The sequence below is a fragment of the uncultured Bacillus sp. genome (genome assembly GCF_958411575.1).
Lineage (GTDB): Bacteria > Bacillota > Bacilli > Bacillales > Bacillaceae > Bacillus > Bacillus spizizenii.
On record NZ_CATYRA010000001.1, the window covers coordinates 373,437 to 387,122 of the forward strand.

A 13,686-nucleotide genomic window follows, 5' to 3' on the forward strand; every position below is an offset into this window, starting at 1 on the left:
CTTGTGAATGCCCAGTGTTAGTTGACGCTCTGACTGTTTCTCTCCGTGTGCGTTTTCATTCTTTCCTGCCAATACATCCATATGACAAGGACAAAGCTGGCTAACGCCACTTCCGAAAGCGCCATAAAACCGATTGCGTATTGGCCTGTTGCCTGAAATACACTCGCCAATATCAGCGGAGGGAAAAAACCGCCTAATCCTCCCATGGCAGACACAATCCCATTGGCAATCCCCGCTTGCTTTGAAAAATAGAAAGGCACCAGTTTAAAAACGGTCCCGTTTCCTATGCCTGAGCAGACTGCCACCGTTAATGACCCAAACGTATAAAGGCCGATCGTTGGCGAGAACGATAAGATAATTCCTGATAATGTAAGTCCCGCAAAAACGACCATCAAGATGCGGAGCGGGCTCACTTTATCAGCCAAAAGTCCGCCTACAGGCCTGAGCAGCGTGGAGATGGCAATAAAGCCAGCCGTCCGTAAACCGGCGTCCGCAGGATTCAGCCCAAAGTACTCCACCAGAAAGTTCGGCAGATAGATGGTGAAGGCGACAAAAGCGCCAAACGTAATAAAATAAAACAGGCTCAAAAACCACAAGATATGATTTCGGTAAACGGCTTTGATTTGTGTTTTTACGGAAACATTCACTTTCTTCTCATGCCGGTCGCCGAACAATACGTGCAGCAATGCGAAAACTGCCAGCAGAACCATATACATCTGCACGGTTGCTTTCCATCCCGCAGCTTGAGCGATAACCGGCGCCGCAAATGTGGTAATGGCGGTTCCGATGTTCCCAGCCCCATAAATCCCATTGACGACACCGTGCTTTTCTTTCGGATAATATTTCGGAAGCGATGTCACCCCAATGGAGAATACCGCTCCCCCGATTCCTAAGAAAAAGCCGCCCGCGATTAAATCAAACAGAGAATCCGCGATACTGATCCAAAACACAGGAAACAAAAGCAGGATGAAGCTGATCATAAACATCAGCCGCGCGCCAAACCTGTTCGTCAAATACCCTAAAGGAATGCGGAGAAGCGATCCGAGAATAACGGGAATCGCCGTCACCAAAGAAATCTCGCCTTTGCTTAAATGAATATCTAATGTAATTTGGGAAATGAGTGATGAAATCAGCACCCAAACCATAAACCCTGCCACCAAGCTTAATGACTGTAACGATAATTGAATGTGTTGACGGTTGATCATTTGGCTTGCCCCTTTCAATGATTCAATAATCAGTCTTATCATACAAAAACTCAGCAAACAGGATTGTGAATTACATCACACGTTTTACGCATAAAAAAAGGACAAAGTCCGAAGACTTTGCCCTTTGATCATGATTACATTTTTTCCGGAGCCGATACGCCGATCAGCTGAAGCGCATTGTTCAGCGTAATTTGCGTTGCCTTCATTAAAGCCAGGCGCGCGCGGCTTTTCTCTTCATTTTCAGGATCGATGACTTTCTCTGCATTGTAGAAGCTGTGCAGAGCAGAAGCCAGATCATAAATATAGTTTGTGACACGGTGCGGAATTCGTTTTTCCGCTGCTTCCGCCACTGCCTCTGGGAAGCTGCCGATTGTTTTCAGCAGGTCATATTCTTTTTCTGATTGAATATGGCTGAAATCAAGATCCACCGCCGGCTTAAGTCCCTGCTCCTCCCCTTGGCGAAGCATGCTGCAAATACGGGCATGTGCGTATTGTGCATAATACACAGGGTTTTCGTTAGATGTTGATACAGCAAGATCTAAGTCAAAATCCATATGCGTATCAGCACTGCGCATCGCAAAGAAGTAACGCACGGCATCCAAGCCGACTTCTTCAATCAGGTCGCGCATCGTTACCGCCTTACCCGTCCGTTTGCTCATTTTCATTTTCTCGCCGTTTTTATAAAGGTGAACGAGCTGAATGATTTCTACTTCAAGCGTTCCTTTTTCATAGCCAAGTGCTTCAATTGCCGCTTTCATACGCGGGATGTAGCCGTGGTGATCGGCGCCCCAAACGTTGATCAGCTTATCAAAGCCGCGGTCAAGCTTGTCCTTATGATACGCAATATCAGGCAGCAGGTACGTATACGTGCCGTCCTTCTTGATCAATACGCGGTCTTTATCATCGCCAAACGTCGTAGAGCGGAACCAAGTCGCGCCGTCTTCTTCATAGACATGGCCTTTTTCGCGGATCGCTTCAAGCGCCTTGTCGATTTTCCCGTTTTGGTACAGTGAAGTTTCGGAATACCACACATCAAACGGCACACGGAAGTTTTCCAAGTCCTTGCGCAGTTTTTCCAGCTCGTATTTCAGACCGTATTCACGGAAAAATGCGAGGCGTTCGCTCTCCTCTTCGTTGACGAAACGGTCGCCGTATTCCTCAGCGATGCGCTTTCCGATCGCAATGATATCCTCGCCGCGGTAGCCATCCTCAGGCATCGGTTTTTCCAAGCCGAGCGCTTCAAAGTAACGGACTTCAACAGATAGCGCCAGGTTGTTGATTTGGTTTCCGGCATCGTTAATGTAGTATTCGCGGCTCACATCGTAGCCCGCTTTTGAAAGCACATTGCACAAAGAATCGCCGACAGCCGCACCGCGGGCATGACCCAGGTGAAGGTCTCCCGTCGGATTCGCTGATACGAATTCTACCTGGACTCGTTCACCGTTTCCGATGTTCGTTTCCCCGTATGCTTCCCCTGCTTCTAATACAGACGGAATCAGCTTCGTTAAATATTGATTGTTCATATAAAAATTGATAAAACCCGGCCCAGCGATATCTAGTTTTTCAATCGAAGCCTTTCCTTTATCAAAATGAGAGACAAGCTCTTCAGCAATTTGGCGCGGCGCTTTTTTTGCGATTCTCGCCAGCTGCATTGCCATATTTGTTGAATAATCGCCGTGTGTTTTATCTTTCGGTGTTTCTAAAACGACATTTGGAATCTGGCTTTCTTCAGCCAGTCCCGCTTTCAGAACGGCCGATTTGATTTCTTCTTTCAGCACGTCCTTCATTTGTTCCGCAATGTTCATGCGTGAGTTCCTCCCTCATACGTGATCGTCATATTATGTAAATGCTGCTGCTCGTCACCGACATGCATGTCATATGCGATGCTGATACGGCCTTTTTCTTCACCGAGATCAGATTGAATTGATTTTGTGCTTGTTTTCAGCTCAAGCTCACCAAATGACATTTTATATTTAGCAATTGTGGCAGCTCCCGTTACGAAACGCTGATTCATTTTGACAGCGCCTGACCTCATGACCAGGACTTCGCCTTCGCTTACTTTCACAATCGTTTTTACTTTGCCTAAGTCGTGTTCTTCATAATAAGATAGATACACTTTATTTTGTTTTACATAGTAAAATCCGGTGGTGCGGAATTCGATGACTTCCTGGTTTCCGTCATCCTCGATCACAGACTTCACATGGAGTGTTATCGGTGTCTCTTGCTTCATTTTGACACGTCCTTTTCATCATTCCACTTTGACTTGAATAGTATAATCATTCCGTTTGTAAACTTCAACTGCTTCTATCTTACCATCATTGCTCATCAGATTTGAAGATAAACCTCATAAAAAGCATTTCCTTAATAGAAGAGAAAATGATATCACTAATTACCTTTAGGAAATGTTACATTTTTCCGAAATCTATCATTTTCATTTCACATTTTCTTCAAAATATACGTATTGAATTGGTAATTTAATAGTTTTATCATAAAAGTACAACATAGATCTGCTAGAAAAAAACAAAAAAAGGGAGGATTCAATTATGAAAAAAGCTGTCATTGTGGAAAACAAAGGTTGTGCAACATGCTCGATCGGAGCCGCTTGTCTAGTGGACGGTCCTATCCCTGATTTTGAAATTGCCGGTGCTACAGGTCTATTCGGTCTATGGGGATAAGATTCTCCAAAAGGGCATAGTCATTCTGCTATGCCCTTTTTAGTAAATTACAATTTTTAACTAAAATATACCTCTTGGATCTACCTCTTGGTTATACATACACAATCGTTTTTCATTTGAATCATATGTATAGGGGATGGTATTTTGTTTATAGAGCAGATGTTTCCATTTATTAATGAAAGTGTAAGAGTTCACCAGCTTCCTGAGGGCGGCGTGTTAGAAATCGACTACTTGCGCGATAATGTCTCCATTTCTGACTTTGAGTATTTGGATCTTAACAAAACGGCTTACGAGCTCTGCATGCGAATGGATGGGCAAAAAACGGCTGAACAGATTTTAGCGGAACAATGCGCCGTGTACGATGAATCACCGGAAGACCATAAGGATTGGTATTACGATATGCTCAACATGCTCCTGAACAAGCAGGTCGTCCAGCTTGAAAATCAGTCCACCCGCCACGCGATCAACACGAGCGGAAGCAATGAATTTCCGATGCCGCTGCACGCCACCTTTGAGCTGACGCACCGCTGTAATTTGAAATGCGCCCACTGTTATTTGGAAAGTTCGCCGGAAGCGCTCGGCACCGTGTCGATTGAGCAATTCAAGAAAACGGCTGATATGCTGTTTGACAACGGTGTATTGACATGCGAAATCACGGGCGGAGAAATTTTTGTCCATCCGAACGCCAATGAGATTCTTGACTATGTGTGTAAAAAGTTCAAAAAGGTCGCTGTCTTAACGAACGGAACACTCATGCGAAAAGAGAGCCTGGAGCTTCTGAAAGCTTACAAACAAAAAATCATCGTCGGCATTTCTCTCGATAGTGTCAATTCCGAGATCCATGACTCCTTTAGAGGGAGAAAAGGCTCTTTTGCCCAAACTTGTAAAACGATAAAATTGTTGAGTGACCACGGTATATTTGTCAGAGTCGCCATGTCCGTTTTCGAAAAAAACATGTGGGAAATCCACGATATGGCCCAAAAGGTTCGGGATCTCGGGGCAAAGGCGTTCTCTTACAATTGGGTTGATGATTTCGGAAGAGGCAGAGATATTGTCCACCCCACAAAAAATGCCGAGCAGCACCGCAAATTTATGGAGTACGAGCAAAATATCATTGATGAGTTTAAAGATCTGATTCCGATTATTCCCTATGAGAGAAAACGCGCGGCAAATTGCGGCGCTGGCTGGAAGTCCATTGTGATCAGCCCGTTCGGGGAAGTACGTCCGTGTGCGCTCTTTCCAAAGGAATTTTCATTGGGAAATATTTTTCATGATTCATATGAAAGCATCTTTAACTCCCCTCTCGTCCATAAACTGTGGCAAGCGCAGGCGCCGCGGTTCAGCGAGCATTGCATGAAAGACAAATGCCCGTTCAGCAGCTATTGCGGAGGCTGTTACTTAAAAGGGCTGAACTCTAACAAATATCACCGAAAAAACATTTGCTCTTGGGCAAAAAATGAACAATTAGAAGACGTGGTCCAGCTTATTTAGGAGGGAAACGATTTGTCACCAGCACAAAGAAGAATTTTACTGTATATCCTTTCATTTATCTTTGTCATCGGCGCAGTCGTCTATTTTGTCAAAAGCGATTATCTATTTACGCTGATTTTCATAGCCATTGCCATTCTTTTCGGGATGCGCGCGCGGAAGGCTGACTCGCGATGAGCATTTTGGATATACACGATGTATCCGTTTGGTATGAACGGGACAACGTCATCTTAGAGCACGTGGACTTACACTTAGAAAAAGGCGCCGTTTACGGATTGCTTGGGGTAAACGGTGCCGGCAAAACAACACTGATCAATACGCTGACAGGAGTGAACCGCAATTACAGCGGGGGCTTTACGCTGTGCGGCATTGAAGCTGAGGCCGGCATGCCGCAGAAAACATCAGATCAACTGAAGATTCACCGTTACTTCGCCGCTGATTATCCGCTGCTGTTTACAGAAATTACGGCGAAGGACTATGTGTCTTTCGTCCATTCGCTTTATCAAAAGGATTTTTCAGAGCGACAGTTTGCCAGTTTGGCTGAGGCCTTTCATTTTTCAAAATACATCAACAGGAGAATCTCGGAGCTGTCCTTGGGGAACAGGCAAAAGGTTGTGTTGATGACAGGATTATTGCTGCGGGCTCCCCTGTTTATTTTGGATGAGCCGCTCGTCGGTTTGGATGTGGAATCAATAGAGGTCTTTTATCAGAAAATGCGGGAGTACTGTGAGGAAGGCGGAACCATTTTGTTTTCTTCCCATCTGCTCGATGTCGTGCAGAGATTTTGTGATTTTGCGGCCATTCTGCACAACAAACAGATCCAAAAGGTCATTCCGATTGGGGAGGAGACCGATCTGCGGCGGGAATTTTTTGAGGTGATCGGCCATGAATAACATATTCCCCATCATGTCGTTGCTGTTCAAACAGCTGTACAGCCGGCAAGGGAAAAAGGACGCTATCCGCATTGCTGCAGGGCTTGTGATTCTCGCCGTGTTTGAAATCGGGCTGATCCGACAAGCCGGCATTGACGAATCGGTGTTGGGAAAAACGTATATCATATTGGCGCTTCTCTTAATGAACACGTATATGGTGTTTCTTTCCGTGACATCACAATGGAAGGAATCTTATATGAAGCTGAGCTGTCTGCTGCCGATTTCATCACGGAGCTTTTGGCTCGCCCAGAGTGTCGTTCTGTTTGTCGATACCTGTTTGAGAAGAACGTTATTCTTTTTTATTTTACCGCTGTTCTTATTTGGAAACGGAACGCTGTCAGGGGCGCAAACATTGTTTTGGCTTGGCAGATTTTCGTTTTTTACCGTTTACTCGATTCTATTCGGAGTTATGCTAAGCAACCATTTCGTCAAAAAGAAGAACTCGATGTTTCTGCTGCATGCGGCGGTATTCGCCTTTGTATGCCTCAGTGCCGCTTTTATGCCGGCCGTCACGATCCCGCTATGCGCGGTTCACATGCTATGGGCGGTGATCATTGACTTTCCGGTCTTTCTGCAGGCGCCTCCGCATCAGAGCAAGATGCATTTTTTTATGCGGCGATCTGAATTTTCGTTTTACAAAAGAGAATGGAACCGATTTATTTCTTCTAAAGCGATGCTGTTAAATTACGTGGTGATGGCGGCGTTCAGCGGATTCTTTTCGTTCCAGATGATGAACACTGGCATCTTCAATCAGCAAGTGATTTATATTGTGATTTCCGCTCTATTGCTGATTTGCTCGCCGATCGCCCTTTTGTACTCTATTGAAAAAAACGATCGCATGCTGCTCATCACGCTTCCAATTAAAAGAAGAACGATGTTTTGGGCGAAATATCGCTTTTATTCAGGCCTATTGGCAGGCGGATTTCTCCTTGTCGCTATCATTGTGGGCTTCATCAGCGGCCGACCGATTTCAGCCCTTACTTTTGTGCAGTGTATGGAATTGCTGCTGGCGGGAGCGTTTATCCGGTTAACCGCAGATGAAAAAAGGCCGTCCTTCGGCTGGCAGACAGAGCAGCAGCTCTGGAGCGGATTTTCAAAATACCGATCTTATTTATTTTGTCTTCCCCTTTTCTTAGCCACATTAGCCGGCACCGCTGTCTCCTTGGCGGTGATTCCAATTGCCGCGCTGATCATAGTCTATTACCTGCAAAAACAGGATGGTGGTTTCTTTGATACAAGCAAAAGAGAACGGATTGGCAGTTAACCTGCTGAAGACTCAACAATTTTCAACAATCTCAATCGCCGCGAGCTTTCTAAAACCGATCGAAAGCGCGGCGGAGCCTGAAGAAGAAACAATCTATTTTTACAGCGCGGCTGCACATCTGAAGCAGCAAATCATTGACGCTTTCGGTTATGCCGCCGGCTGCCGCTTTATGTATTCAGCGAACCTTTTTTTTGACCAGCAGCTGAAAACCTGCGGAACCCGTTTGATTCACCCATCATTTAACAAGAATCTTCATCTTGATGCCCTGATGAAGACATTTGCAGACATGTCCTTCCCTTCTTCTCTTTCAGCCGATGCTGTTGAAAAGGCAAAGGATGAACTGCTGCTGAAAATCGAAAAGAAATTCGCTGACCCCTTCTCCTACTCGGCAGCCCGCTTGGCGGAGGAGGCCTTCGGAAACCCGATGTACGGCACAGCCATGTTTGGCCGAAAAGACAGGATACAGGCAATCCATCCACAACGGTTTCTAAATGCAACGGATTTCATCGTAGATTTATTGTCCCAGCATAAACAGCTGAACATATTGGGACATGTACAAGCATGTGATATTCCGGGACATGCCTCGCAAACATCCGCCGTGACGGCCGGAAGATTCCTCGTGAACCGGCATGTTTTTGAAACAGAGACACGCAGCGCAGCAGGTCCTTCCGTCTTGACACTCGGATTTGACTGCGGGGAGATGAAAGATGCCAGCGATTATATCAAAATCCAGCTGATAGACGGATTGCTCGGAAAGTACGGACATTCCGCATTATTCAAGCACTTCCGCGAAAAGGATCTGGCAGTCTATCATGTCATCACCCGATACGACATCATGAACAATTTGCTGCTTGTTTCAATATGTACGAATCAGCTTCACGAGAAAGAGATTCCCCCGCGCGTTTTGGAAGCTGTCTCACATTTTTCAGCCGATGAGCGGGAGCTAGAACAGGCAAAGCAATTTTTCCGCAATGAAATGCTGCTTCAATTCGATTCTCCCGAAGGGCTTTTAGCCTATATGGGAATCCTGCGCCGCTTCTCCTGCACGAAAGAAGACTTGCTGGATGGCATCTCAGCGGTTACGTGCCGCGATGTATTGCAATTCATAACGACTATTAATTATATCGGAGCTCATGTAGTAAGGGGATGAAGAGATGGAGAAGAAAGCCTTTTTTCAACAGCTGGATGAACGAACCGATATTAGATACACAGACAGCGGGATGAAAATAATCAGATTGAAATTCCCCCGCGCCCATTTGCGGCTGTGCAATGTGAAAATCGATTTTGGAAGCCGGGATGTCTGCTTACAGGCAGAATCAGGCGACACGCTTCTCCCGTATGGCACAGCGCATTTTTTAGAGCATCTTCTCTTCTGGCATAATGGCCGCAATCTGTACACTGATTTTTTTGCGCATGGCGCGCTTTTAAACGCGTTCACCACCTACACCGATACCAATTTCATGTTTACCTCATTGCCGGATCGACTCAGACAGACGATCCCCATCCTGCTTGATGCGTTATGGAACCACTCATTTGACAAGAAGATGATAACTCAGGAAAAAGCTGTGATTACAAGCGAAATTCAAACAGCACACCTCAATCATCAGCTCTATTACCATTATCAGCTGATCAGCATGCTTTCTCCCGCCTCACCTGCCGCCGTCTTCCCCGCAGGCAGAATCGAGGACATTGAGGCGCTGGACATCCGTGATTTACAAAAAGCCTACAATGCCGCCTATCAGCCTCAGCGGATGACGCTGTTTTTGATCGGAGGCTCAGAAGACACGGAAGCCCTTTTGCCCCCTCACCTCCGGCTGGAAAAGCGTCCAAATCATAAAGCAGAAAGAAAAATCATCTCCGCATGCCCTCCACCAGCCCTCTCACAAAAAATGGTGCTGGGTAATGAGGAGCGGATTGAAGACACATGGACCGGATTACAGGTTGGCGCAATTCCCGGGCAAAACAATCTGTTGACATTAAAGCTTTATTGGGACATCGCATCTCGCATTCTATTTCAATTAGATTCACCATTTTTTCAAGAGATACAGCAAACATACCGCCTGGAAATCGATTGCTTGTCAGCCGAGGCTCACATGTATGAGGATGGCGGTTTTTTGATTCTTCACAGTCAAGGGGCGCATTCTTCGGCTTATATTGATGTTGCTTCCTACTATGTCACACAGCAAAAACAACAGATTGAGACTTGGCTCCAATACGGCAAGGATTCTTTGACGGACGCGATCATTTATGACAGCGATTATGTTCGCAAATGCTTCGAATGGGCGGCCGAGTGTGACAGGTGCGATTGCACATTTCTCGACATGTACCGAATCATTCACGATATGAATAGCCAAGATTTCTTGTCTCTCATTGATGCATTGGCATCTTCTAAAAAAGCGGTCATTCACGTTTCTCAGAAAGAGGCGATCGGACAATGAGCAAAAGCACTGTCTTTACCGTGTTGTTGTTGCTCTTAGGTATGGCGGCTTATTCCTTCGGCTGGGTTCAAGCCGTCGCCGAAGCCGCAGCGCAATATGTACAGATATTCAATAACGATGCTTTGCGGCTCGGACTGCTGGCTTGTATCGCTGCCGTTCTGATGCTGCCTGCTTTTCTCTATCTTCACTATGTCACCCAATCCGTAAAAAACATGACAGCAGCTTTTCAGAAACTCACACAGTCTCATCAAAGCTGCTGTGATTTCCAGCATCACAGATTATGCAGCCGTTATGCAGAAGAGGTCAAATCGCTGCGTGACAGGTATAAAAACGTCCGTCAAACATACGTGATGGCTGCTGTATTATGCCAAGTCATCATATTCGGCTGCATGTTCGAAATCGTTAAAGCCGTCCCTTTCCGCCTTCACACGCCTCCTATCGTTTCAACGGGAATGGCATTGTTACTGATTTTGTATTTATTGTTTTACATGCGAATGTACTTGCTGAAGCTTTTTCAACATGGCACCCTGTTCAAAAAAATTCTTGCATGCGTGCTGACAGGAGCCGGGATTGGGTGGATGCTCAGTTTCACCATAAGTGAACTGCTGTTTCTGATCATCCTGGCTGCCATCCAGCAGATCGGATCATTTATTTATAAACGATTCTCTAATCGCGGCTTCACTTCTCTAGACCTATGAAATAGCTACATCTCAATCGCAGACGGACCCGTGTCGACCGAAATCACCGTCACAGCTGTATCATCACTCGTGCGGTACACGGTTACGGTATTATTGTTAGGCTGTGCCGCATAAATATACTGATTGTAGATGTTGATTAAATTGCAATGGCCCCCGGTGAAACCCCAAGAGATATCACAGCTTCCTCAGAATAATCATCTGTGTTGTAAACAATGATGCTCTGCTCTATAAAACGAGTTGCATACAGAAATTCGCCATTCGGGGTAAACGCATAGTCTGTTGCTGATTGCGGAAGATTTCCAATTACGCCTGCTCCATTCGAACTGACAGAATATAAATTGCCAGTGAAGCTGTCATGTAAATACACTTCTGATCCACTCGTAAACATTGCATATAGCCCGTCAGGCTCCAGCTCTTGGGTATCCCTGATCGTAAACGTATTTAAATCAATAACCGTCAAATAATTGAATAAGAATTCTTGTTCTAATACATACGCATACCGCTCCGTAGAATCTGTTTCTATGGATGATACGATTAGGTCTCGCTCGATCGTTCCTATGACTTCACCGGTAGATAAGTCCACTTTTTGCACTAACCCAAAATTAAGAACATAGGCGAACAACCCATTGGGGTCAATTGCAATATCAAAACCTTCTACAGGAATAGACCTCTCAACAGCCAACGTATCAATTCCAATCACATAAATGGCAGTGCCGGTGAAAACATAAGCGAATTCATGATTAGGGATAAATCTAATCAATTGAGGCTGCTGATCCAGCAAAATAGATGCTGCCACCGTTAAAGTGTCATAATCGATGACAGAAATCACATTATTGTTGAAATGCAAGACAAACACAGCGCTTTTATCTGGAGTTATTTCAATACCTGTCGGCCGGTATGGAAGAGCAATCGTTGTCACAACAGTATGAGTGTTTGTATCAATCACAGAAACTGATTGATCATTTGGATTCGCTGTAAACGCATAAACAGGCTCCGGTTCCGGTACAAGCACAATCGTTCCCGTTACGGATAAAGGACTGCCGTAGAACGGCGGAACGACAACAAGGTTCTCGATCGTGATGTCACTAAAATCCGGGCAATCATCCGGTTCATCAGAATAATAGACGATTTGGTCGATCTCTGCATTGTGAATGACGGAAACAGCCCCGTTGCCTTGTCCATATTGATTTCGCACAGGTGAGACGCTGACGAGAAGCGTAACAGTTCCCTGCAGGCGTACTGCAAATTGAACACCGATTTCATCAGGCTCAGGCCCCGTCTCAATTAAGCAACGTTCACTGACACAAGAAAGGCTGTCTGCGTTCCACGTGACGTTTGCAACAGCTTCAGCCGGATCAACGACAAACCCCTCAGGCAATTCAATCGGCGCTTGAAACATCGCTTCACGGCTAGCTTCTTCCTCACAAAAACATAAACATTCTTCTTGAGCGGCTCCTGCTTTTTCTTTAAAGGAAAGCTTGTTTTTTCTCATACCTTCACTTCCTTTTCAGAAATACACTGCTCACGCAGATACAACAGAATATGGAAGGTGAATGTGTTTGCTTGTACAAATTGCCGAGGGCAAAAGCGGTTTTCGAAAATATTTCCACTAATGCGGTGTAACGAAAGAAAAGATTGCGGTTTTTTTGCGCTTCTCACAAGAATGATGATGATAAAATATGACATATATAGAATAATGAAGGGAGGGATTTGCAAACGTGACAGGTGTCATATCTTCTTCTTCCGTCGGAGAAAAGATTAACGAATGGTATATGTACATACGCCGATTCAGCATACCCGATGCAGAATATTTGCGAAGAGAAATCAAACAAGAGCTGGATCAAATGGAAGAAGACCAAGATCTTCATTTGTACTATTCACTGATGGAATTCCGGCACAACCTGATGCTTGAGTACCTTGAACCACTAGAGAAAATGCGGATCGAGGAACAGCCGAGATTGTCAGATTTGCTGCTTGAGATTGATAAAAAACAGGCTCGTTTAACTGGAGTCCTTGATTATTACTTTAATTTCTTCAGAGGCATGTATGAGCTAGACCAGCGGGAATATCTGTCGGCTATTAAATTTTTTAAAAAGGCCGAAAGCAAGTTGATATTTGTTAAGGATCGAATAGAGAAGGCAGAGTTTTTCTTTAAGATGTCTGAATCTTATTACTATATGAAACAAACGTATTTTTCAATGGACTATGCACGGCAGGCATATGAAATATACAAAGAACATGAAGCTTACAATATAAGATTGCTGCAGTGTCATTCTTTATTTGCTACCAATTTCTTAGATTTAAAACAATATGAGGATGCCATCTCACATTTTAAAAAAGCTTACTCTATGGCGAAAGCTGAGAATCAGCCCCAATTAATGGGGAGAACATTGTACAACATCGGGCTTTGTAAAAACAGCCAAAGCCAATATGAGGATGCCGTAACATATTTCAAAAGAGCAATAGCTGTTTTTGAGGAATCTAACATTCTTCCTTCCCTGCCCCAAGCCTATTTTTTAATTACACAAATTCATTATAAATTGGGAAAAATGGATAAAGCCCATGCATATCATAGTAAGGGAATGGCTTATTCTCAAAAGGCCGGAGATTCAATCTATTTATCAGAGTTTGAATTTTTGAAATCTTTATACTTATCAGGCCCTGATGAAGAAGCAATTCAAAGGTTCTTTGATTTCCTCGAAAGTAAAATGTTGTATGCTGATCTTGAAGATTTCGCTCTTGATGTGGCAAAATATTATCATGAACGTGAAAATTTTCAAAAAGCTTCTGCTTATTTCCTGAAGGTGGAACAAGTAAGGCAACTTATTCAAGGAGGAGTGAGATTGTATGAAATTGAAGTCTAAACTATTACTCTCTTGTCTGGCCCTAAGCACTGTTTTCATCGCAACAAATATTGCAAATGCACCTACCCACCAAATTGAAGTTGCACAGCGAGGAATGATTTAACCGCCGATCTATCGGCGGT

At 44.6% G+C, this 13,686-nt stretch carries 14 protein-coding genes; 10 read left to right on the forward strand and 4 right to left on the reverse strand.

Features of this window, described 5'->3' with window-relative positions; translation table 11 throughout:
* Positions 1-17: 17 nt before the first annotated feature.
* The 3 genes from narK to Q5C82_RS01835 form a co-directional block, all read right to left on the reverse strand.
* Positions 18-1,205 carry a nitrate transporter NarK gene (gene narK / locus Q5C82_RS01825; RefSeq protein ID WP_032727278.1) on the reverse strand — a complete coding sequence of 396 codons (1,188 nt, stop codon included), beginning with the start codon at positions 1,203-1,205 and terminating at the stop codon, positions 18-20.
* Positions 1,206-1,339: 134 nt separating this feature from the next.
* Positions 1,340-3,010 (reverse strand): arginine--tRNA ligase, encoded by a 1,671-nt coding sequence (gene argS / locus Q5C82_RS01830; protein ID WP_003221993.1) that lies wholly within the window; start codon positions 3,008-3,010, stop codon positions 1,340-1,342.
* Positions 3,007-3,435, reverse strand: coding sequence for a DUF1934 domain-containing protein (locus Q5C82_RS01835; RefSeq protein ID WP_003221995.1), 429 nt, complete (start codon positions 3,433-3,435; stop codon positions 3,007-3,009). Before Q5C82_RS01835 ends, argS begins: the two co-directional genes overlap by 4 nt.
* A 313-nt stretch (positions 3,436-3,748) precedes the next feature.
* Between Q5C82_RS01835 and sboA the strand changes: the two genes are divergently transcribed.
* The 8 genes from sboA to albG all read left to right on the forward strand — a co-directional run bounded on the left by sboA (position 3,749) and on the right by albG (position 10,700).
* Positions 3,749-3,880 (forward strand): subtilosin A, encoded by a 132-nt coding sequence (sboA, locus tag Q5C82_RS01840; RefSeq protein ID WP_003222002.1) that lies wholly within the window; start codon positions 3,749-3,751, stop codon positions 3,878-3,880.
* 144 nt (positions 3,881-4,024) lie between these two features.
* Complete coding sequence (gene albA, locus Q5C82_RS01845) at positions 4,025-5,371, forward strand: subtilosin maturase AlbA (RefSeq protein WP_003222004.1); 1,347 nt, start codon at positions 4,025-4,027, stop codon at positions 5,369-5,371.
* Positions 5,372-5,383: 12 nt separating this feature from the next.
* Positions 5,384-5,545, forward strand: coding sequence for an antilisterial bacteriocin subtilosin biosynthesis protein AlbB (albB, locus tag Q5C82_RS01850; RefSeq protein WP_003222006.1), 162 nt, complete (start codon positions 5,384-5,386; stop codon positions 5,543-5,545).
* Positions 5,542-6,261 (forward strand): ATP-binding cassette domain-containing protein, encoded by a 720-nt coding sequence (locus tag Q5C82_RS01855; protein ID WP_003222008.1) that lies wholly within the window; start codon positions 5,542-5,544, stop codon positions 6,259-6,261. The genes albB and Q5C82_RS01855 overlap by 4 nt, the downstream gene beginning before the upstream one ends.
* On the forward strand, positions 6,254-7,564 hold the full coding sequence (gene albD / locus Q5C82_RS01860) for an antilisterial bacteriocin subtilosin biosynthesis protein AlbD (protein ID WP_003222009.1): 1,311 nt from the start codon (positions 6,254-6,256) through the stop codon (positions 7,562-7,564). The genes Q5C82_RS01855 and albD overlap by 8 nt, the downstream gene beginning before the upstream one ends.
* Positions 7,554-8,714, forward strand: a complete 1,161-nt coding sequence (locus tag Q5C82_RS01865; RefSeq protein WP_079996665.1) for an insulinase family protein — start codon at positions 7,554-7,556, stop codon at positions 8,712-8,714. The genes albD and Q5C82_RS01865 overlap by 11 nt, the downstream gene beginning before the upstream one ends.
* A gap of 4 nt (positions 8,715-8,718) precedes the next feature.
* Positions 8,719-10,002, forward strand: a complete 1,284-nt coding sequence (locus Q5C82_RS01870; RefSeq protein WP_003222013.1) for a pitrilysin family protein — start codon at positions 8,719-8,721, stop codon at positions 10,000-10,002.
* Positions 9,999-10,700: an antilisterial bacteriocin subtilosin biosynthesis protein AlbG gene (gene albG, locus Q5C82_RS01875; RefSeq protein WP_003222015.1), complete on the forward strand. Its 702-nt coding sequence runs from the start codon at positions 9,999-10,001 to the stop codon at positions 10,698-10,700. The genes Q5C82_RS01870 and albG overlap by 4 nt, the downstream gene beginning before the upstream one ends.
* A gap of 136 nt (positions 10,701-10,836) precedes the next feature.
* On the opposite strand, the gene Q5C82_RS01880 is transcribed toward albG, so the two are convergent.
* Complete coding sequence (locus Q5C82_RS01880; protein ID WP_003222017.1) at positions 10,837-12,192, reverse strand: YncE family protein; 1,356 nt, start codon at positions 12,190-12,192, stop codon at positions 10,837-10,839.
* 226 nt (positions 12,193-12,418) lie between these two features.
* Between Q5C82_RS01880 and rapF the strand changes: the two genes are divergently transcribed.
* Entirely contained in the window at positions 12,419-13,564 is a 1,146-nt protein-coding gene (rapF, locus tag Q5C82_RS01885; protein ID WP_003222022.1) for a response regulator aspartate phosphatase RapF, read from the forward strand.
* Positions 13,548-13,667, forward strand: a complete 120-nt coding sequence (gene phrF, locus Q5C82_RS01890) for a phosphatase RapF inhibitor PhrF (RefSeq protein WP_003222023.1) — start codon at positions 13,548-13,550, stop codon at positions 13,665-13,667. The genes rapF and phrF overlap by 17 nt, the downstream gene beginning before the upstream one ends.
* The last annotated feature ends 19 nt before the right edge of the window (positions 13,668-13,686 follow it).